The 19,937-nt window shown below is 63.8% G+C and carries 17 protein-coding genes; 14 read left to right on the top strand and 3 right to left on the bottom strand.

Going from position 1 to position 19,937, the window contains the following annotated elements; all coding sequences use genetic code 11:
- Nucleotides 1-108: 108 nt before the first annotated feature.
- From ACS13N_RS17910 to ACS13N_RS17900, 3 genes are all read right to left on the bottom strand, one after another.
- Nucleotides 109-1,368 carry a helix-turn-helix transcriptional regulator gene (locus ACS13N_RS17910; RefSeq protein WP_438932971.1) on the bottom strand — a complete coding sequence of 420 codons (1,260 nt, stop codon included), beginning with the start codon at nt 1,366-1,368 and terminating at the stop codon, nt 109-111.
- A 133-nt stretch (nt 1,369-1,501) separates the two neighbouring features.
- On the bottom strand, nt 1,502-3,175 hold the full coding sequence (locus ACS13N_RS17905) for a ShlB/FhaC/HecB family hemolysin secretion/activation protein (protein WP_438932970.1): 1,674 nt from the start codon (nt 3,173-3,175) through the stop codon (nt 1,502-1,504).
- A gap of 295 nt (nt 3,176-3,470) precedes the next feature.
- Entirely contained in the window at nt 3,471-4,934 is a 1,464-nt protein-coding gene (locus tag ACS13N_RS17900; RefSeq protein ID WP_438932969.1) for a collagen-like triple helix repeat-containing protein, read from the bottom strand.
- 507 nt (nt 4,935-5,441) lie between these two features.
- On the opposite strand from ACS13N_RS17900, the gene ACS13N_RS17895 reads away from it, so the two are divergent.
- The 14 genes from ACS13N_RS17895 to ACS13N_RS17830 all read left to right on the top strand — a co-directional run bounded on the left by ACS13N_RS17895 (nt 5,442) and on the right by ACS13N_RS17830 (nt 19,860).
- On the top strand, nt 5,442-6,620 hold the full coding sequence (locus ACS13N_RS17895; protein WP_438932968.1) for a collagen-like triple helix repeat-containing protein: 1,179 nt from the start codon (nt 5,442-5,444) through the stop codon (nt 6,618-6,620).
- A 574-nt stretch (nt 6,621-7,194) separates the two neighbouring features.
- Nucleotides 7,195-7,377 carry a Flp family type IVb pilin gene (locus ACS13N_RS17890; protein WP_438932967.1) on the top strand — a complete coding sequence of 61 codons (183 nt, stop codon included), beginning with the start codon at nt 7,195-7,197 and terminating at the stop codon, nt 7,375-7,377.
- Nucleotides 7,378-7,474: 97 nt separating this feature from the next.
- Complete coding sequence (locus ACS13N_RS17885; RefSeq protein ID WP_438934442.1) at nt 7,475-7,939, top strand: A24 family peptidase; 465 nt, start codon at nt 7,475-7,477, stop codon at nt 7,937-7,939.
- Nucleotides 7,940-8,020: 81 nt separating this feature from the next.
- Complete coding sequence (locus ACS13N_RS17880) at nt 8,021-8,515, top strand: TadE/TadG family type IV pilus assembly protein (RefSeq protein WP_438932966.1); 495 nt, start codon at nt 8,021-8,023, stop codon at nt 8,513-8,515.
- 53 nt (nt 8,516-8,568) lie between these two features.
- Nucleotides 8,569-9,501 (top strand): Flp pilus assembly protein CpaB, encoded by a 933-nt coding sequence (cpaB, locus tag ACS13N_RS17875; protein WP_438932965.1) that lies wholly within the window; start codon nt 8,569-8,571, stop codon nt 9,499-9,501.
- Nucleotides 9,494-10,840 carry a type II and III secretion system protein family protein gene (locus ACS13N_RS17870; RefSeq protein ID WP_438932964.1) on the top strand — a complete coding sequence of 449 codons (1,347 nt, stop codon included), beginning with the start codon at nt 9,494-9,496 and terminating at the stop codon, nt 10,838-10,840. The genes cpaB and ACS13N_RS17870 overlap by 8 nt, the downstream gene beginning before the upstream one ends.
- 15 nt (nt 10,841-10,855) lie before the next feature.
- Nucleotides 10,856-12,187: an AAA family ATPase gene (locus ACS13N_RS17865; protein WP_438932963.1), complete on the top strand. Its 1,332-nt coding sequence runs from the start codon at nt 10,856-10,858 to the stop codon at nt 12,185-12,187.
- The gene (locus ACS13N_RS17860) at nt 12,184-13,548 is read left to right on the top strand and encodes a CpaF family protein (RefSeq protein WP_438932962.1); all 1,365 of its coding nucleotides are present in this window, start codon (nt 12,184-12,186) and stop codon (nt 13,546-13,548) included. Before ACS13N_RS17865 ends, ACS13N_RS17860 begins: the two co-directional genes overlap by 4 nt.
- Nucleotides 13,541-14,467, top strand: a complete 927-nt coding sequence (locus ACS13N_RS17855) for a type II secretion system F family protein (protein ID WP_438932961.1) — start codon at nt 13,541-13,543, stop codon at nt 14,465-14,467. Before ACS13N_RS17860 ends, ACS13N_RS17855 begins: the two co-directional genes overlap by 8 nt.
- Before the next feature lie 8 nt (nt 14,468-14,475).
- Nucleotides 14,476-15,456 (top strand): type II secretion system F family protein, encoded by a 981-nt coding sequence (locus ACS13N_RS17850; protein ID WP_438932960.1) that lies wholly within the window; start codon nt 14,476-14,478, stop codon nt 15,454-15,456.
- A gap of 22 nt (nt 15,457-15,478) precedes the next feature.
- Nucleotides 15,479-16,357 (top strand): hypothetical protein, encoded by an 879-nt coding sequence (locus ACS13N_RS17845; RefSeq protein WP_438932959.1) that lies wholly within the window; start codon nt 15,479-15,481, stop codon nt 16,355-16,357.
- On the top strand, nt 16,354-16,686 hold the full coding sequence (locus ACS13N_RS17840) for a DUF3613 domain-containing protein (RefSeq protein ID WP_438932958.1): 333 nt from the start codon (nt 16,354-16,356) through the stop codon (nt 16,684-16,686). Before ACS13N_RS17845 ends, ACS13N_RS17840 begins: the two co-directional genes overlap by 4 nt.
- A 60-nt stretch (nt 16,687-16,746) precedes the next feature.
- On the top strand, nt 16,747-18,438 hold the full coding sequence (locus ACS13N_RS17835; RefSeq protein ID WP_438932957.1) for a TadG family pilus assembly protein: 1,692 nt from the start codon (nt 16,747-16,749) through the stop codon (nt 18,436-18,438).
- A gap of 15 nt (nt 18,439-18,453) precedes the next feature.
- Complete coding sequence (locus ACS13N_RS17830) at nt 18,454-19,860, top strand: sigma 54-interacting transcriptional regulator (protein ID WP_438932956.1); 1,407 nt, start codon at nt 18,454-18,456, stop codon at nt 19,858-19,860.
- The last annotated feature ends 77 nt before the right edge of the window (nt 19,861-19,937 follow it).

The raw sequence follows: 19,937 nt of genomic DNA, 5'->3' as shown, positions 1-19,937 counted from the left end.
TCGAACAGTTGCGGCGGCTCCGCGCCTGTCCTAATGCATCGGCAAAAAAACCGGGCACATGACCCGGGTATACGCGAATGGCTGTATGCCCGCGATTGCGGATGAGGATCAGGCGTTCAGGCGAGTGCGCCGGCGTGAGGCGGGGGTGGCGGCTCCGGCGCGTTCCAAGTCGACGCTCGGTAGCAGGTGCAGCAGGCGTACGAGTTCGGATTGGCGATGCGTGCCGGTCTTGCGCAGGATGTCGCGGATGTGCACGCGCACGGTGTGCAGAGACAGGAATTCGCGATCGGCGATTTCCTGCAGGGTCTCGCCGGCGGCCAGACGCGCGGCGACGATGCATTCCTTGTTCGTCAGCCCGAAGAGCGAGGCGAGCACGCCTGCATCCATGACCGAGCGCGCTTCGGAATTGCCTACCAGCACCAGGGCCAGCGGGGCGGCCCAGGCTGAGCGCATGGCATCGGACGGTGCAAGCGGGGTGGCGATGAATGGGACAGGGCGCCCATCACGTGCCAGATACATCCACGAGCCAGCCGCGCCTTGCACGCCCATCGAGCCGGCAGCCTGTTCGATCAGGTTGCGTAGTGCTGCGTTATGCGTGTGCTCAGCGGAGTGCAACATGCCGCCATCGAGCGACAGGCGGTCGTCTTCTGCGGTCATCGTGCGCGCCCATGCATTGGCGTATTTCACGCGCATGCTGCGTTCGATCACCATCACGCCAAAGTCGAGCGTATCCAGCCCGGCCATGCCGAGTGCGGCGAGTTCGTTCAGTTCCTGATTGCGCTGCTGCATGCGGGCGGCCCGCTGCAGGTGGGGGAGAACACGCTGCAGACGTTCTTCGCGCTCGGCGGCGCTCACCTCCGAGGTGTCGTCACGCGTGCGCAGGCGCATGGTGATGCTCAGGTCCGGCGTGTCCATCAACGTCACGCCGCGCGCAGGCGCGTCTTCGGCCTGCGGGGTGTGCAGCAGTTGAGGGTCTTGGCAGAAGGCGTTGCAGTGGCCCGGTTGGGGGCAGTTCTGGCACCAGCCCGACGAAACGCCTTGGCGCGGCGCGTCGGTGTGCTTGTCCCAGACGAAATAATGTGCGCTTTCGGCCCCTGCGTAGACGGAGAGCAAGGCCAGGGCAATCGGCATCTGCGCGGGGTCTAGCACCGCCTCGTAGATGGTATCGACGAGTCGATGAAATTCTGCGTCATCCGATAGACGTTGCAGCATGGTGGCCCCCGGTGCGTATTGCGACGGCTGAGGGGACTGACCCTCGCCATCGGCGTGTTGCGGCCTGACGTGCTGTTGGCCGCTGTCGCTGTGTTGATTGTTGTTCTTCTGCGCGACTTCCTTGGTAATCGGCAACTCTTTGGAAAAACTTAACATTCCGCTTCTGATGCTCCCAAATTCCGGCAGTGCTGTATCCCCCCCTTTGGGAGGGAGTATGGGTGACTTTCAGCGCTGAAAATATAAAAAATATACAAAATTTCTTAACCTATTCAACGCCTTGTACCTGTGACTAGTTGAACTGGTACGTATAGGCAGCGGTGAAGCGCAGGCTGCGAGAGCTCGTGTTGACTGGCTTGTCGCCCACTGGGCGCGCAACCGCCAGGTCCAGCGTGTAGTACTTGCGGTCTGAGAAGCGCACGCCCAGCGCAATGGAACCGAGTTGGTCATGCACCAGCGTGCCCCCGTTCGAGTACACCTTGGCCGTGTCATAGAGCACATAGGGCTGCACGGTTTTCAGGTACTCCATCGATACCGTGAACATGCGGTTGAGTTCAACCGACGCGCCCCAGCCGCGGTCGCCTGCCACTTCGCCGGCCGGATAGGCCAGGCCGAAGAAGCGTCCACCAAAGCTGATCTGCTCCGAAGACGGCAGTACTGCACCGCTGTATTGCGCCGCACCCGAGACCACGATGCCGAAGCCCAGCGGCAAGTCGTGTGCCTCGCTGGCAGTGATGCGCGTGCGCAGGAAGCTCAAGTCGACATTGTTGTTGGCCGACTTGCCCGCCCCAAGGCTGTTGATGCCTTGGTACAGGCCAAGCGATGCGCGACGCGTCTCGCCCGGGTTGACTTCGGTGTACAGCGCTTCGGCGCCGGCCACGCGCACCTTGGCATCCAGCTCGGTCTGCGGAAGGGCGGGATTCTGCGGCGAGTACTGCTGCTTGTCGTCGTTGCCGTAGAACGTGCCCGTAACCGTCAGGCTGCGCGTGTTCGACAGCAGCACCGGATAGCTCAGCGACAGGCCCAGCCGTTGCGTGTCGGTCAAGTAGCGCGACTGATAGCCGAGCTGCTCAAGCGGCAGGTTCTCGGGCATACCGCGATAGTGCGACCAGGTGAACTTGGCCAGCAGCCCGTCGGTGCCGATCGGTTGTGCCCAGGTGGCGGAGTAGAACGTTTCGTGATCCGGCCCGCGCGGCTGCAGCGTCGATACCGTGATCTGCTCGCCGAGCGGCGTCACGCTGTTGAGTGTGCCCGTGATGACTGCACGCACACCAGGTGAGCGGTATTCGACGCCGGTGCCGATGGTGTAGGGCTGCCGCTTGACGTTGAGCACCAGCTCGCTAGCACCATCGGTGGTGGTGGGCGGCTGCACGGTCGCGGTGATCTGCACGCCGGGCTGCAATGCCAGCACGCCGGTCACGCGCTCAAATGTCTCTTTGCGCAGTGGCTTCTCGTCCATCAACCGCTGCGAGATCTCGCGCAGGCGACCTTCCAGTGGCCCGGGCGTGCCCTCGATGCGCATGCGCGCGACATAGCCCTCCACCACGGTGATGCGTACCACGCCGCCCTCAAACGTCTGTGCAGGCACGAATGCGAAGGAGAGCGGATAGCCGCGGTCGGCATACAGCTTGGTGACCTCGTTGGCGGCCTGCAACAGCTGCGCGACGGTGACGTCGTGCCCGGCCATCGGCGCGAAGTGCGCGGCGATTTCGGGAAACGGCAGCGCCTTGACGCCTTCGATCTGGAACTTGGTGGGCGTGAGATGCGTGGCGAGCAGGTTGTCCAGCGCCGGGTTTGGCCGCTGGACTTGCACCTGAATCTTCTGCTCGGGTGGGCGGGAGGTATCGACCTTGGGCAGCGTGTCGATCGGATTGCCTTGGGTGGGGCTGCTCTGGGCCCAGCTCAACGCCGGGCTGGTCAATGCAACGCCTGTGGCCAGCGCTAACCGCATCGTGGTGCTCCGCACGCGTGTCTCCTCCGTGGTGTTTGTTCTGCAGTGAAGCGTTCAGCCGGTCCGGGCCGGTCGACGCTGCGCATGGTTGCGCACTGCATGGAACGATAACCGCGAGACATAGTGCTTTACAACAAAACACATAGAGGCAACGTTCACGCGGCGCAACGCCCTGGTTGATACCAATGGTGTGTTAACCGGTGCCCGTTTGCCCAGCAATGACGCCATTTGGCGCCACATCAGCGCGTTTGAAACGCTGCAGCGGACCGGCTGGTCAGACCGATCCGCCGTGCGTTGAACTGCGTGTCAATCAGTGACGCGTGCCGCCCAGTACGCCACCCACCGTGCCCAGCAAGCCACCGACTGTGCCCGTTACCGGGGCCAGCGGCGTTGTGGCACCGGCCGACGTCAGGCCGCTGCCCACTGTGGTGACGACCGTGCCCACCGGCGCAGTGATTGAGCTGATCGGGTTGCTGCCGCCAGCGGCACCACCCAAGCCACCGAGTGCGCCGGTGATCGGGGCGAGCGGGTTGGAGCCGCCCGTTGCGCCGCCCGTCAGGCCACCAAGCGCGCCGGTGATGGGCGCCAGCGGATTGCTACCACCGGTACCACCCAAGCCGCCGAGTGCGCCGGTGATCGGGGCGAGCGGGTTGGAGCCGCCCGTTGCGCCGCCCGTCAGGCCACCAAGCGCGCCGGTGATGGGTGCCAGCGGATTGCTACCACCGGTACCACCCAAGCCGCCGAGTGCGCTGGTAATCGGTGCCAACGGGTTGCTCGGCGATGCCGTCGGCGAGTACACCGCACCGCCCAGCGCCCCGACGGTATTGCCCACCGCCGTCACCACACCGCCCAGGTTGCCGACGACCGGTGCATGGGTTGCGGTGATGGCGCTACCACCGTTGGCAAGTGCGCCTCCCAACTGGCCCAGCAGCGTGTTACCCGGTGAACCCAGGCCCGAGGTCGCGCCCAGTGTCTGCGTGCCGCCGGTGAGTTGTGAGGTGATCGGCACGATGGCTGTGCTGAGTTGTTGCGTGAGCTGCTGTACGGGGCCTGTCGACAGTGCCGTGCCCAGCGTGCCGCCGCCGTTGGCCAAGGCTTGGCCGACTTGCGTGACCACACCAGCCAGTGGCGTCGTCACCGGAGCCAGCGGCGCCAACGGGCCGGTCCCCAGATTGTTCACCAGCGTGCCGGCGCTGGTGACCGTGTTGCCTGCACCCGTCACCACGTTGCCGAGGCTCGACACCGTGGTGCCAACCGGATTCGTATTGCGGCCGATGCTGCCAAGCCCATTCTGCACGCCGGTGCCCAGTGCAGAAACTGTCGAGCCGACGTTATCTACCACGCCACCCAGGCCGCTCTGCACACCGCTCAGTTGCGAGGGCAGCGGCGCATTCTTGATGTCCGAGCCGATACCGCTGACGGTCGAGCCGGCAGCCGTGACGACGTTGCCCGTGTTGTTGAGGATCACGCCCGTCGGCGTCAGGGGCGCAGGAGCGGGTGTCGGCGAGGGCGAGGGGGACGGCGAAGGGGACGGCGAAGGGGACGGCGAAGGGGACGGCGAAGGGGACGGCGAAGGGGACGGCGAGGGCGACGGCGAGGGCGACGGCGAGGGCGACGGTGTCGAGCCACCGGTGTTGTTATTGGAGCCACCGGTTCCGTTAGAGCCAGAGCCCCCCAACGAACCACCCATATCGCCTGAGCCGGAGCTGGCGCAACCGCCCAACACCAACAGGCTTGCCATCGTGGCTGCCAGGCACTTGATGTTCTTATTCATGATCGTTCTCCCGTTTTAAAAAGTCCGCTTTTTGTCAGCTGGAAAATGGTCCCAATGTCGATTTGGGTAGCGGAGCCCTGCAAACGGTGTGCCATGTTTGGATTATTACGCCATACGTAATTGATTATAAGAATTCGATATATTTGACCCCTAGAAAATGGAGGAATTGTGAAAACTAACTGAAACAAGGGATTTACCCTTCCCTCCTGGTGAGGGAGGAAAACGTTTGCTATTGGGGTTATGTCCGGACCGAATATGTTCCGTGTCACGTTACAACGTAACGTCGGGAACACTGGTTTTCTGCGCGTAACGCCCGTCTGCCGTATTCGGGTAATGCCGGATGTGTTGCCTGCAAAGCTTGTTGCGGCGCCACTCTTCCAAAGTCGAGGTTTTGCTCTAATGCCATTGGCATGGCAATTGCAGAATCTGGCCCGCAGTCCGCAGTCCGCAGTACCGAGCGCAGACATCAGGTAATACAACCAACCAAAGCAAAGAAGGGGACGGACCATGACTCACATTCGCCACTCCATCCGCGTTGCGCCGCTGGCGTGCGCTGTTGCTGCCCTCATGTTGGCGGCTTGTTCCTCGGGAGGTTCGGGTTCGGGAGGCTCGCCGAATGGCCCCAGCCCGAACGATCTGACGGGCGTGACGCCTGTCGGCAAGGTCGCCAATGGCACCGGCAACACTGTCGTCGCGACGGGGCAGGCCGTCAGCAGCCTAGGCACGACCTTGCAGAATGCAAATATTCCGGGCCTTTCCGACCAAGCCAAGGCCGGCCTGGGCGGTACGGTCAGCAACGCCGGCAAGGCCGTCAGCGATCTGGGTCTGGGCGTACAAACTGGTCTGGGCAAGATGGGCCAGAACCCGAATCCGATCGGTACGACCGTGGCCAGCACCGGCAACGTTGTGACGGACGTCGGTCAAACGGCGGTAAGCGCTGGGACGCTGGTGCAGGGCCTGGGCCAAGGCTCGGGCGCGCCGCTCGCACCGATCACCCAACCGGTCGGCGGTGGCGTGCAGCAGATTGGTCAGGCGCTGATTGGCGGCGGCACGCTGCTGGGCAGCGCGCTGTCTTCTGGCGCAGTGCAACAAGTTACGCAACAGGCCAGCTCGGCCATCGTGCCGGTCACCACGCAGCTGACCAACGCCACGCAATCGGGCGGCGACATGACTGGCCTGGGCGGCCCGTTCAGCTCGTTGCTGGGTACGGTAGGCGGCGGTGTGGCCGGTGCCGGCAACACCATTACCGGGACGGGCGTACCGGTAGTTTCGAGCTTGGGCCCGGTGGTCACCTCAGTCGGAACGACGGTGGCGGCCCTGGGTGGCGTAGGCACTGCCGGCGGCTCCTCGGGCAGCAATCCGCTGGGTGGTTTGCTCGGCGGGGTGGGCGGCGCCTCTGGCGGTAGCAATCCGTTGGCACCGCTGACCGGTCTGCTGGGCGGTGCGGCCGGTGGCTCGAACCCCTTGGCGCCTGTGACTGGCGTGTTGAGCGGCGCCGCTGGTGGTAGCAACCCGCTGGCCCCCGTTACTGGCTTGCTGGGCGGTGCTGCGGGTGGCTCCAACCCACTGGCGCCTATCACAGGCCTGTTGGGCGGCGTGACCAGCGCAGCCGGCGGGGCCTCGGGCAGCAATCCGCTAGCGCCTGTTACGAACTTGCTGGGCGGCGTAAGCAGCCTGGCGCACTGAGCAGTACCTGTCTGTGCTCTTGAAGGTGCGCGGGCGTGTTCCCGTCGCTCGCGCATCCTTTTTTTGCCGTGACAGAGCATGGGGAGCGTTCAGATCGATCCCGGATTAATGGAGAACCCGCCCATATAATGGGTCTAGGCTGCCGATCATTAAGGGATTTCCATTAGTTTTCAGAGGGTTGGCGCGTTTTTAATAAAATTAAATAGAGACTTCACTCTAATTGAGAGTAAGTACCTCAGTTGAGTTATTTTGTTTGCGGCGCCACGCGCCTATAAAACCGTTACGGAACGTTACGTGACAGACGTGACACTCCGAGAAAAAAGGTAACGGGTTGGGGCGTGTGGTGGTCATTAGACGTTTTTGCGGGACCAAGACCGTCTGATGGCATGTCACCTTCGTTTCGTTAGCGGAACGAAGTCGACGCAGCGAAAATATTATCTTTCGATTGCGTCATCGCTATAAATCACAAAGCGTTTTATCCGTTATTCGTCAATATGAACTGGTCGCGGCCGGAGCACCGCAGGCTGGTCAAGATCAACGACATCCGCGGGCGAGTGCAAACAGGAGAGCAATCATGAAAAACGCCGTTCTGAAGTTCCTTCGCGACGAACAAGGTGCCACGGCCATCGAGTACGGCCTCATTGCCGGGTTGATCGCCGCCGTCATCGTGACGATTGTCAGCAGCCTCGGCGTGCAGATCAGAACCGCCTTTCAGACGGTCTGCACGAAGTTGAACGGGGCTGCCTGCGCCCAGTGAGCTAGTTCTCTTGACTGGCGAAGCAGAAATCGCTGGCTGGACGAGCGTAGCGCTTCTCGCACTTATCACCATCACATACGACTTTCGCTCGCGGCGCGTGCCTAACTGGCTCGTCGCCGCAGGGCTGGTGCTGTCTGTCGTGCTCATGGCATTCGGGCCGATCTGGGCGCTGGCTCACGACTGGCGTGATGTCTTGCTGGGCGGTGCGATTGCGTTTGCGTGTTTCCTGCCGCTCTATGCCATCGGCTGGATGGGCGCGGGTGACGTCAAGTTCTTCGCAGTGGCGGGCATGCTGGCTGGCTGGCACGGTCTGGTGGCGGTCTGGCTGATCGGCAGCCTGCTTGCTGGGGGCCATGCGCTGGTAATCCTGTTACTGCGTCGGATGGATGCGTCTGCGCCGGCCGCCTGGATGGTCATGCGGATGGTTCCAGCGTTGGCGCGTTGGCAGACCGAGCAAGCGGGGCGGCGCGGCATTCCCTACGCGGCGTACATGGCGATTGGCTTGCTATGCCTGCAATGGGTGCCATCGGAGATGCGCATGCCTTGGCTGCCGGGCATGTAGTGCCGGTGCCCACGGTGCGGTAGTCGACGACAAGATCCGTTCAAGCGGACTGTTCGAGTCTTAACAGGGAAGGAGTCGGCCATGCCGGCATTGGAACGGGACAGTGTGCGCATCTTGGCGCGCAGAGGGGGATCGCTTGCCCCCTACCGAGGGCGCTTCCACCGAGGGGCGGCATCGATTGAATTCGCCGTGGCTTTGCCGGCGTTGCTGACGCTGATGCTCGGCATCACCTACTACGGCCTGATTTTCGCAGTCCAGCAAGTGCTGACGCTTTCTGCCGAAGAAGGCGCCCGCGCCGCGCTGCGCTACCAGCCTTCCAACGCCCAGCGTGTGGCCGCCGCCTATACAGCCGCCACGGCTTCGCTGCCACCGTTCATCAGTTCGCAGGTCACCACCAACCAGAGCGGTGCGCCACTGGTGGCATGTCCGACCATGACCAGCATGCAATGCCTGAGCGTGGTGCTCACGCTGCCGGTCACCACGGGTTCCAGCCCGCTACTGCCCGCCATTCCGCTATTGCCGGTGCCGGCCACGCTCACGGGCTCGGCCGTGGTGCAGCTCGTGCCTGGCTCGTGACGCGTCCTGGCTCCGCCGATTTTTCTCATTGACTGCATGGACAGATTGCCTCGATGACCAGCAAACACCTCCAGATGTTCGCCGCCGCGTTGCTGCTCCTTGCTGCCATTCTGGGTGCCGTGGCCTGGCGCAGCGCGCACAAGCCCGCCGCGCCTGTCACGGTGCATGAAAACGGCAAGACGCTGTATCCGGTGGTGGTAACTACCAAGCCGCTGGAAGCCGGCAAGCCGATCGGTGCCGATGCCGTGGCTGTCGAGATGCTGCCCATCAACCCGGATGATGGATTTTCCGACGCGGGCAAGGTGGTCGGCCGCGAGCCGATCGTGACGCTCGGCGTAGGCGTGCCGCTTATCGGCTCACAACTGTCGTCGGGTCTGGCGCTACAGGTCGCGCCTGGCCAGCGTGCCGTGGCTGTCATGGTGGACGAGGTGATCGGCGTGGGCAACCGCGTGCAACCTGGGGACTACGTCGATGTCTTCCTGGTCATGCGCAAAGATGGCCAGGAGGTCGACGGCAGCCGAGCCAATCTGCTCTTGCCGCATCTGCGCGTGCTGGCTTTCGGCACCGTGGCCGTGAATGAAGGCCCCCAGAAGGCGCCGGATGGCGCCGCCGCGTCGCGCAAGACAGAGCCGGCCAGGACGGCAGTGCTGTCGGTGCCGGTGGAAGCCGTCAGCCGATTGGCGATGGCGCATCAATCCGGCCGCCTGCTGCTGGCCCTGCGCAACCCTGCCGATGATGCAGAACCGACCGTCAAGCCGCAGGACGCCGCTCTGCTGGCCGCCGCCAACCGTAATCCGATGGACGTCGCGCAGGCAGGCGTGTCGCTCAATAGCCTGACCAGCTCGACTGACGGGCGACGTGCCCCAGTGCTGCAAACGCAATCGCTGCCTCCGGCCACGGTCGCGCGCAGCGCCGTACACAGCAGTAACGCCGGCAGCGGCGTCGAGATCATCCGCGCAGGTAAACGTGAGGACCAACATGACTGATGCCGCCGTGGTTCGCGGTTGGATGGGCGGGCTTGCACTGGCGACCATCGGATCGGCAGCCTTCGTATCGACGGCTTTCGCCGAAACGGCGTCGACAGGGCAGATGCTGCATCTGCTGACCGGTAGTCAGCGCGAGATTCGCTTGGGCAAACCGCTCGAGCGTATCGCCATCGGCAATCCGGATATCGCCGATGCGCTGCTGCTCAAGGGACGTGGCGCTGCCAACAGCTTGCTGATCATCGCCAAGAAGCCTGGGGCGGCCAGCGTGATGGTCTGGACGCAAGGTGGGACGGCCATCACCTACAACGTGCAAGTGGATGCCGGGGCGCCCATCCCGGGAGACCCGAATGTCGATGTACAGGGCGACACCGCTGTGGTGTCCGGTCAGGCCAAGGATGTCTATGCCCTGGCGCGCGCGCGCCGCGCGGGCGGGGCGGCCACCGGCGCTGAAAAGCCCAAGGGCGGCAACGTGGTCGATACCACTGCTCTCGGGGTACCGGGCACGGTGCAGGTTGACGTGCGGGTGGTGGAGTTCAGCAAGACGGTGCTCAAGCAGGTCGGTTTCTCGTTGAATTCGGGCTTTAAATTTGGGACTACCACCGGTGGCATCTCGTCTGGCGGCAGTGGCAGTCCGGTGAGTGCAGCTTTTAGCCTGCTGGCCAACTGGAGCCATAGCTGGGCGCACTGGAACCTGGGCGCCACGCTCGGCCTGATGGAGTCGAACGGCCTGGCACGCGTGCTGGCCGAGCCCAGCCTGGTCGCGCTATCGGGCCAGAGCGCTAACTTCCTGGCCGGTGGTGAGATCCCGATTCCCGTGCCGCAGTCGTTGGGCACCACCACGATTGAATACAAGCCGTTCGGCATTGGGTTGACGGTGTCGCCTACGATCCTGTCGGCAGACCGTATCGCCCTAAAGGTGGCGCCCGAGGCGAGCGACCTGGATTTCAGTCGCGGCATCACGCTCAATGGCGCAACCGTGCCAGCCATCGTCACGCGCCGTGCCGATACGACCGTCGAGCTGGGTGACGGCGAGAGCTTCATCATCGGTGGGCTGGTCAGCCGCTCAACGCAATCCAACCTCAACAAGGTGCCGTTCCTGGGCGATTTGCCTGTCATCGGGACGTTCTTCAAGCAGTTGAATTACAACCAGGACGAGCGCGAACTGGTGATCATCGTCACACCACACCTTGTCAAGCCGATGGCGCGCAATGCGCCGATCGACAAGATGCTGCCAGGACAAGCCAACGGACAAGACCTCGACCGGCCGGATGCGCCGTTCTGGCGACCGTTCGCGCTGGGCAGTGCCGATTCGGCTGCCATGCCGGGTTTCTCGCGGTAAGGGAAGGGGGCAGGCATGGACTACTTTCTTCTGCACGGTGGCGGCCATGGCGATGCACAGTCGGCGGCGGCACACCGCTGGCTGGCAGGCGCGATTCGCGAACTGGGCGTGCTGGTGGCGCAAACCAATGGCCACGACGCCTTCCTGGAGCAGATCGGCGCAGTCAACCCCGAGGTGGTGTTCGTGCGCTTCGCGTCGTCACCCACGCTGATCGACGTGCCTGACCAGGATCAGAAGCTGGGTGAGGGCACGGATGCCATCGGTGAGGCCACGCAACTGGTTGGCCAGCTGACGCGCCTGTTCCCCGGGTTGCCGCTGGTGGCGGTGGGCTCTGCTGCCGATGGCCGCGCGATGCTGGCCGCGTTGCGTGCCGGTGTGAAGGATTTCGTCGACGTGGACGGGGCTCCGGCCGAAGCTGTGCGCGTGGTGCGCCGTCTGCTGGCCGAACGTGCTTCAACCGAGCCGACGCGCCGTGGCCGCGTGCTGGCCATTCTGGGCGCACGTCCGGGGGTGGGCGCCACCACGTTCGCCACTAACCTGGCTACGCTGGTGCGCCGCACGTCTGCCAGCGACGTGATGTTGCTCGACCTCGGTCAGCCGTTGCGCGATGGCGCCCTGTACATGAACGTGCAGGCCAACTTTCATTTCGTGGAGGCTGTGCGCAATCTGCGCCGCTTCGACCAAGTGTTCGTGCAGACCGCGCTGTCGCGCCACCCGAACGGGCTGGCGGTGTTACCGCTACCGATCTCGCTGGCGGAGATGCGAGACATTTCGTTCTCTGAGGCACTGGGGCTGCTGAACCGCCTGCGCACCTTCTTCGATCTACAGGTCGTGGACTTGGGCGGCTTCGGCAACATCGACTTCATCGCCCAACTGGTCAAGGCTGCCGACGACGTGATGCTGGTGACTGAGCAGAGCGTGGGCGCCATCGTCTCGGCCGCCGAGTTGATGCAGGAACTGAAGAAGCGCGAGATTGACCGCGACCACCTGCACCTGGTCATCTCGAAGTTCGACACGCGCTTGTCGCTGGATGCGGCGCAGATTGCCGAGCGGCTGGAGATTTCCTCCGTGCAGACGGTGCCGAGCCGACGCCAGGCGCTGGTGATTGCGTCCAACCAGGGCGCGATGCTGGCGGAAACGCACCCCAACGACGCCTACGTACGCGCGCTGGCGCAGATTGCCCAGACGTTGCGCTATGCCCAGCAAGGTGAGCGTGCCTCGGGCGTATCGGACTGGCTGGCGGATGCGCGCGAGCGCCTGGGGGGGCGATTTGCCGGACGCCTCAAACGTAAATCGGCAGACGCCGCCGAGCTCGATCTCGGTACGACCGAACGGAACGCGACATGACCCAACCCATCGAGTTCTCCAACCAGGCGGACGCGGGCAGCAACGGCGCGTTTACAGTTTCGCAGGCCTTCCAGGACATCAAGGAAGCCGCGCACGAGCATCTGCTCACGCGCATCGAAGAGCTGGGTGCCGAGTTCGGGCGCTGGTCGCGCACTGCCATCCAGCGCTTTGTCGACCTGGAAGTCGAAGGCTTCACGCGCATGCGCCGCATTCCCGTCAATGAGACGGAGGTGCGGCAGATTGCCGAGGCGCTGACCAAGGAACTGGCCGGTTTTGGCCCGCTCGAGGATCTGCTGAGCGATCCGGCCGTGGAAGACATCCTGGTCAACGGCCACCTGGATGTGTATGTCTCCAGGCACGGCATGCTGGAACGCATTCCGGTGCGCTTCTCTGACGGCAATCACCTGTTGCGCATCGTGCGCCGCATCCTTGCGCCGATCGGCCGTCGGTTGGATGAATCGAACCCGATGGTCGATGCGCGCCTGCCCGATGGCGGTCGCATCAACGTTGTCATCCCACCACTGGCGCTGGAAGGGCCGGTGGTGTCGATCCGCAAGTTCCGCAAGGATCCACTCAAGCCGGAAGACCTGCTCGGCCTTGGAACGATGAACGAGGAGATCGGCGCACTGATCCAGGCCGCCGTGCAGGCGCGCTGCAACATCCTGGTCAGCGGCGGCACGAGTTCGGGCAAGACGTCGCTGCTCAACGCGATGGCTTATCACATTCCGACGACCGAGCGCGTGATCACCATCGAAGACACGGCTGAGCTGTCGCTCAATCACCCCCACGTGGTACGCCTGGAAAGCCGTCCGGGTGGTTTCGAGGGCTCGGGTGTGGTGAGCATCCGCGACCTCCTGCGCAACAGCCTGCGCATGCGTCCTGACCGCATCATCGTGGGCGAAGTGCGTGGCGGCGAAGTGCTGGAAATGCTGCAGGCCATGGGCACAGGGCACGATGGCTCGATGGGCACCATCCACGCCAGCAGCCCGCGCGAATGCCTGTACCGGCTGGAGATGCTGGCCGGCTTTGCCGGCTTTCAGGGCAGCGAGGTGAGTCTGCGTCGGCAGATCACTAACGCCATCGACTTCATCGTGCAGATTGGGCGGCTGTCCAGCGGCAAGCGGCGCATCCTGTCTGTCACGGAAATCACCGGCATGGGCGACAACATCATCTCCACGCAGGAACTGTATCGCTACGAGCCCTATATCGGCCCCGACGGCGAAGAGATGGACCGATGGACGGCACTCGGCCTGCAACCGCATTCGCCCAAGCTGGCGCGCATGCGCAACGCGGGTCTGGAAGGCGGCATGGGCGGTGGCATGGGTGGTGGACTTGGCGGCGGGGGCCGCTTCCATGTCTAGCGCAACGCTCTGGCTCGGCTGCCTGGCGCTGCTGCTGTTTGGCGGTGCGCTGATACTGTGGTCGGAAGCCGTGCGACGCCGTGAACGCGAGGCCTCGCGTTCGTTCGTGCGCGCGCAGACTGAGCAGATCAACGCACGCTACCAGCCGAATGTGGAAGTCGTGCCGGCCAGCGTGCCCGATAGCCTCAACCGTGCCTGGAACGATGCGCTGCGCCGCGCCGACATCGAGCCCACCCGCCGTTTCTACGCATTGCTGATCGGGCCGGTAGTGCTGATCGCGCTGCTGGCGTGGGCGGTGTCGGGGCTGCTCCCTGCTGTGACAGCTGTTGGGCTGTATGCGTTGATCGCCGTGTTCCTGTTCTGGAACCGGACCCGCCGCATCAACGAGCGCCTGTTGCGGCAGTTGCCGGGTTTCCTGGATGGCGTGGTGCGCCTGATGACCATTGGCAGCGCGGTGCCGGCAGCGTTCCAGGCAGCCAGCGCCAACACTGAGCCGCCGCTGCGCAATTGCCTGGTCGCCACTGCGCAGATACAGCGCGCGGGCAAGGACCTGGATGCGGCGGTGCTGGCCGTGGGGCAGCAGTACCGCGTCAACGAGTTGATCCTGGTGGCTTCCGTGCTGCGGCTGTCGTTGCGCTACGGTGGGCGAGCCGACATCGTGATGGAGCGTACGGCGGCCTTCATGCGTGACCGCGAGCAGGCCCAGCGTGAACTGCTGGCGCTGTCGGCAGAGACGCGCATGTCCGCATGGATTCTCGGGTTGCTGCCCGTGGTGGTGGGTGGCCTGATCATCATGTCCAACGCGAACTATGTGATGTCGATGTGGCACGACCCGTTTGGCAAGACGCTCATGTTGGCGGCGTTCGGATTGGAAGTGATCGGCGCGCTGGCGTTGGCCAAGCTGGCCAAGTCGATCTAGGGGGCGGCATGGACGACGTGTTCCTCACCCTCAGCCTGACCGCAGCTGCAGCCGGTGTATTGCTGTTTGGCGGCATTGCCGTGCGCTCAGTGCTGATGCGCCAGCGCAGCGTACGCAAGCTCGACACGGCGTTGTCTGACTTGCGCGCGACGGCGTCAGGCGCATCTGCGGTGCCGGTGGCGCCGGCTGCCAAGCCGCGCGTGCATGGCTTGCGCGAGGCGCAGCAACTTCAGCAGCAGATCGCCAAGGTTGGTCAGCGCTGGATCGATACGCCGCTGGGCCAGCGCATCGTTACCGAAGACGATCGCAAGCTGCTGGAAGAGTGTGGTTTCTACGGCGAGTATGTCCGCACGCTGTTTGGTGGCGTGCGCATGGTGCTGCCACCCGTGCTGGCGGTGGTGAGTTTTCTCCTGGCCCCCACCGTGGCCAAGGGGTTGTTGTGGGCGTTCGTCGGTTTTGCGCTTGGCTATCTGGCGCCCAAGTGGATTCTCAAGCAGCGCTCGCAAGACCGCCGCCGCCGTGTCGATGACGAACTGCCTGCAATGGTCGACATGCTGCGGCTGCTGCAGGGAGTGGGCCTGTCGATTGACCAGAGCCTGCAGGTCATTGCCAGCGAATTCCACAGTATGTTGCCGGTGCTGGCCAGCGAGTTCGGACGTGCCAACCAGCAGTTCGCGTCGGGGCGCCCGCGCGAGCAAACGCTATTGCGCATCTCTCTGTTGTTCGACAGCGAAGACTTGAAAGGTCTCATCACGCTGCTTACGCAAGTGGACCGTTTTGGTGGCGCCGTGCAGGAGCCGCTACGCCAGTTCGGCTTGCGCCTGCAGGAGAACCGCCGCGCGCGCATGAAGGAGCGCATCGGCAAGCTGACCGTGAAGATGACCATGGTGATGGTCATCACGCTGCTGCCAGCGCTGCTGATCATCACGGCGGGGCCCGGATTCATGGGCGTGATGCGCAGCCTGACACATATCGCAGGAGGGGGGTGAGGTGAGGACAATCCAGAACGTCATGCGTGGGGGCACTGCCTGCGCGCTGGCAGCGCTGTCGGTGCTGGCGGGGTGTGGTTCGATGGCCGGTTCCGACATGAGCCGACGCGCCGAGGCCGACATTGAGGTTGCCCGTCTGCGTCAGACGGAGGAAAAGGCCGAGATCAGCAGCCCGGCAACGTATGTGTCGCTGATTCGCAAGATGCAGGAGCAGGGGCTGTACTACGCATCACTGGCGCATATCGATGCCTACGAGCAGCGCTATGGCCGCGCGCCCGAAGTCTTGCTGATGCGTGCCGACGCCCTGCGTGAGACCGACCAGCCCGCGGCAGCCGAAGCGGGCTACCGCGCAGTGATTTCCGCCACGTCGAGCATGGGTGCTGGCACACAGGGCGCGCTGCTCAACGCGGGCGCCTGGCGCGGTCTGGGGATCACCGCAGGCAGGCAGGGCAACTTTGCAGAAGCCTCGCGCTGTCTGCAGGTGGCCGCACAGGCCAACCCGACCGACGCCAACACCGAAAGCGATCTTGGTTACGCCCTGATGCGCGCCGGCGAGGTTGAGCAGGCACGTGTGCCGCTCATGCAGGCACAGCAGATGGCGGGATCCAGCCCGAAGATCGCCGGCAACCTGGTCATCTGGCTGGCCGCGAACGATCGCAAGGATGATGCGGCATCGCTGGCGGCACATGCGCAGCTGAGCCCCACCGCGCGCAAAGCCATCGACGAGGACGTGGTGCGCGTGAAGAGCGCCTGGCGCGATCGGCGTCTGGCCCGTGAGAGCGTGCCGGTTGTGCCGCGCGCCATGCCCGCCATGGCTGCTGCCAATGCCCCACGTCCATCGACTGCAGCGTTTGCATTTCAGCGTGGGCGCTTGCTCGACTCCCTGGAGACTGCGCAATGATCCAACGAATTCTCCTGACCGTCTGCATGGCTGCATGGCTGGCGAGCGGCGCGGTGGCCGCACAGGGCTTTAGCGGTTCAGGTCCACAGAGTGCCGAAGCGCCCGAGCCCAAGGTTGATGGCAGAGTCAACGTAGCCACGCGCGCGCTGCTCAAGGCACAGCGCGAAGGGACTTACGCGGGCGAGTTGGCGCCCTTGCGCGGCGAAGAGGCATCGCTGGCGTATCAGCGTTATCTCGAAACGTTCAGCAGGCCGATGCCTGGTATGACGCAGGCGCAGTCTGGTGGGCGGTCTTCCACCGGCAACGCGGCGCAACCGTCGACCCGCTGAGTTGCCATCGTGAATCGGCGCGCTCTCCGTCTTCGTGATTCAGCCGCATTGCACCGCCGCGTGCGCGGTGCCATCAGCGTGCTCACGGCGGCCTTTGTGGCGACGATCGGGCTGGCGGTGTTGGTGTCGGTCGACCTCGGTAACCTGTTCTATTCGCAGCGGGCATTGCAGAGTGCTGCGGATCTTGCGGCGACTGCGGCTGTGCAGCGGTTGGATTTGTTCAACAACACGCCCCCTCCCGCGCAGCTTGCGGTACAGCAGAACGGGCTGACGGTCGATGGCACCAACGTCACGCTGGCGGTGGTGCCGGGGGTGTGGGATGCCAGTACCGGCACGGCGCCGACGTACTTCACTGCGCAAGCCGCCGTGGACGGCAACACCAACGCTGCGCAGGTGACGATCACGCAGAACGTGCCGTATTTCTTCCTGGTTGGGAAGCGCCAGTTGCAGGCAACGGCCATTGCGAAGAATACGTCCATCGTATCGTTCTCGCTCGGCTCGGGGCTGGCGTCCGTCAACAACGGATTGCTGAACCAACTGCTCGGGTATCTGCTGCACACCAACCTTAACCTTGATGCCGCCTCATATCAGGGGCTGGCCACGACCAACATCCGGCTTGCGGATCTGGCCGTGGCGCTCGGAGCGGGCTCCATGCAGGAGTTGCTGGCGCTGTCGCCGAGCTTGGGCAGCTTCTTCACCAGTGTGATCTCGGTGGCGTCGCAGTCAGGGCTGGCGGGGGTGTCGGTGGGTGGGGCGGGGGCCAGCAATACGCTGTCGTATGGCAGCGACCTGAATGTGCCGATCAACATCGGCGACGGTGGCACGTCATCGCCGGGGCTGCTGTCGGTGCTGGCACTCGCTGGCAATGAGCAAGCAGCGCTGAATGCCACTGTGAATGTGCTCGATTTGCTGACAACCGCCGCACAGATCGCCAATAGCCAGTCAGCGGTGAATGTGGCGCCAGTCACGTTGAACCTTGTCGGGCTGGGTTCGGTCACGCTGTCGTTGAAGATCATTGAGCCGCCAACCATCGCCGTTGGACCGCCGGGGCAATTTCTTTCGGGGCCGAATATGGGGCAGTGGAAGACGCAGGCGCGGACGGCGCAGGTGCGTTTGGGAGTGGGGGTCGTGGTTGGTGCCCCGGGCTTGCTTGCTGTGAGTTTGCCGATTGGCTTGCAAGTGGCTGGAGCACAAGCACACGCAAAGTCGACGAGTTGCACAGTCCCTCGCACGAGTTCGACAGCGACGATTTCTGCGCAACCGCAGCCTGTGTCGATGTGTATTGCAACTGGTGCGGATACTGCGGTCAGTGGTGCAATGAATTGTGCGGGAGCATCTCCTGCGCCCTTGGTGGATTTGGGGCTTCTCGGGGCCGTAAGCATCAAAGCCAACGTGTCACCGACCGCCAACTCCAATTGGGGCGACGAAACAATTGCCGCAACGCAGATCGGATTGAATCCCCAAACGGATACGAGCGGTAACTCTCCACCCCGTGTTGCGACGCAGGCCGTCTTTGGCTCCATCTTGAACAACAATCTGACGCAGGTTCAGCTAAACGCGACGCTTCCGCTTGTAGGAACCATTCCCCTGGGTCAAGCCGGCATGCTCCTTGTTGCGCCCGTGTTGGCTCTGGTCGGGACGACGCTCGATACCATTCTGACCCCTCTCCTCGAACTCCTCGGCATCCAAGTGGGCTATGCCGATATCAAACTCCTCTCGCTCGACTGCGATGCGGTTGAGCTGGTTTTCTGACATGGAAGCGACGACATGAAAACCGATCGCTGGGCGTACGAAACGCTTGAGATATTCGTCTGGGAAGGTCGTCACGATATTGCCGACCGCGTAACGCGGTTCATGGCGCCGTTTGGGGCGGAGGTGATCCGCGCGGGCGGCATCGATTTCCAGCCGGCCGAGCCGCGCCTGAAGCCGGCGGTGGCCGTCATCAGTGCGTCGGTGGTGGAAAGCGGCGGCTTTACGGTGCTCGATTGGCAGGCAGCGCAGGGCATGCCTGTGATCTGGGTGGCGGCCGACACGCAGCATGATTCGAGCCGCTTCCCGCCCGAATATACGTACGTGCTTGGCCCGGACTTTGGCGCCACCGAGCTGCGCGCGCAGATCAGCAAGGTCTTGCCATCGATGTCGTCGGCGCAAGACCAGGCGCCAGACCAGAGCGACCTCGTGGCTGCATCGCCCGCCATGCACGGGCTGCTGGAGCAGGTCGACACCTTTGCCGACTGCGACAGCAACGTCATGCTCTACGGCGAGACGGGTGCTGGCAAGGAGCGCATCGCCCGCCTGCTGCACGACAAGAACAGCATGTATGGCAAGGGCCCGTTTGTGGCGGTCAACTGTGGCGCCATTCCGGATGGACTGTTCGAATCGCAGTTCTTTGGCCATGCCAAGGGTGCGTTCACCGGTGCCATGTATGCGCACCGCGGCTATTTCGAGCAAGCCAACGGCGGCACGCTGTTCCTCGATGAACTGGGCGATCTGCCGCTCTATCAGCAGGTCAAGCTGCTGCGCGTGCTGGAAGACAGCGAATGCACGCGGCTGGGCTCGACTGTACCCGTGAAGCTGGATTTCCGGTTGGTGGCGGCCACCAATAAGAACCTGCGCGAGATGGTGGCCAGGGGTCAGTTCCGGGCAGACTTGTACTTCCGCCTGGCCGTGATCGAGCTGCGCATCCCAAGCCTGGAGCAGCGCGGTGCAGACGACAAGGTGGCGCTGCTGCTGTCTTTCCTGCGGCATTTGCTGGGCGACAAGACCTACGAGAGCATGCCGCCGGTGCCGGAGTGGGTGAGGGCGTCAGTCGGCCGCGCGTACTTTGCCGGCAATGTGCGCGAGTTGCGCAACCTGGCTGAGCGCCTCGGCATTACCCTGCGCCAGTTCGGCCGCTGGGACGAAGCCCGTATCCTGCCCCTGTTTGCAGGCCTCCAGCGCGACGCCTTCGAGCGCGAGACCCATGGCGGCAATGGAGGCAATAGCGGTAACGGCCACGATCGCGGCAATGGCAGCGATGAGGAGCGCCGCCGCATATTGGCTGCACTGGACGCCAACAACTGGCGCCGCCAGGACACCGCCGCCACCCTGGGCATCAGCCGCAAGGTACTGTGGGAAAAGATGCGCAAATACCAGATCGCCGACGGCGAAACCGAGTTGCGTGAACTGGAGTGACGCCAAACAACACCCTCCCGCCCGACGGTGCCCCCAGCGTGCCACTCGGGCGGCGGATCGCGTATAGTTTTCGGCTG

Origin of the sequence: Ralstonia sp. 24A2, assembly GCF_051783885.1 — a bacterium.
Lineage (GTDB): Bacteria > Pseudomonadota > Gammaproteobacteria > Burkholderiales > Burkholderiaceae > Ralstonia.
Note: the sequence above shows the minus strand (reverse complement) of the source record. Positions and strands in the feature narration are given on the sequence as shown.

Coding starts and splice junctions, on each gene's coding strand:
- ACS13N_RS17850 (WP_438932960.1), top strand. CDS start 14,476: ATGGACGACGTGTTCCTCACCCTCAGCCTGACCGCAGCTGCAGCCGGT.
- ACS13N_RS17890 (WP_438932967.1), top strand. CDS start 7,195: ATGAAAAACGCCGTTCTGAAGTTCCTTCGCGACGAACAAGGTGCCACG.
- ACS13N_RS17870 (WP_438932964.1), top strand. CDS start 9,494: ATGACTGATGCCGCCGTGGTTCGCGGTTGGATGGGCGGGCTTGCACTG.
- ACS13N_RS17880 (WP_438932966.1), top strand. CDS start 8,021: ATGCCGGCATTGGAACGGGACAGTGTGCGCATCTTGGCGCGCAGAGGG.
- ACS13N_RS17900 (WP_438932969.1), bottom strand. CDS start 4,934: ATGAATAAGAACATCAAGTGCCTGGCAGCCACGATGGCAAGCCTGTTG.
- ACS13N_RS17865 (WP_438932963.1), top strand. CDS start 10,856: ATGGACTACTTTCTTCTGCACGGTGGCGGCCATGGCGATGCACAGTCG.
- ACS13N_RS17830 (WP_438932956.1), top strand. CDS start 18,454: ATGAAAACCGATCGCTGGGCGTACGAAACGCTTGAGATATTCGTCTGG.
- ACS13N_RS17855 (WP_438932961.1), top strand. CDS start 13,541: ATGTCTAGCGCAACGCTCTGGCTCGGCTGCCTGGCGCTGCTGCTGTTT.
- ACS13N_RS17860 (WP_438932962.1), top strand. CDS start 12,184: ATGACCCAACCCATCGAGTTCTCCAACCAGGCGGACGCGGGCAGCAAC.
- ACS13N_RS17840 (WP_438932958.1), top strand. CDS start 16,354: ATGATCCAACGAATTCTCCTGACCGTCTGCATGGCTGCATGGCTGGCG.
- ACS13N_RS17895 (WP_438932968.1), top strand. CDS start 5,442: ATGACTCACATTCGCCACTCCATCCGCGTTGCGCCGCTGGCGTGCGCT.
- ACS13N_RS17910 (WP_438932971.1), bottom strand. CDS start 1,368: ATGTTAAGTTTTTCCAAAGAGTTGCCGATTACCAAGGAAGTCGCGCAG.
- ACS13N_RS17845 (WP_438932959.1), top strand. CDS start 15,479: ATGCGTGGGGGCACTGCCTGCGCGCTGGCAGCGCTGTCGGTGCTGGCG.
- cpaB (WP_438932965.1), top strand. CDS start 8,569: ATGACCAGCAAACACCTCCAGATGTTCGCCGCCGCGTTGCTGCTCCTT.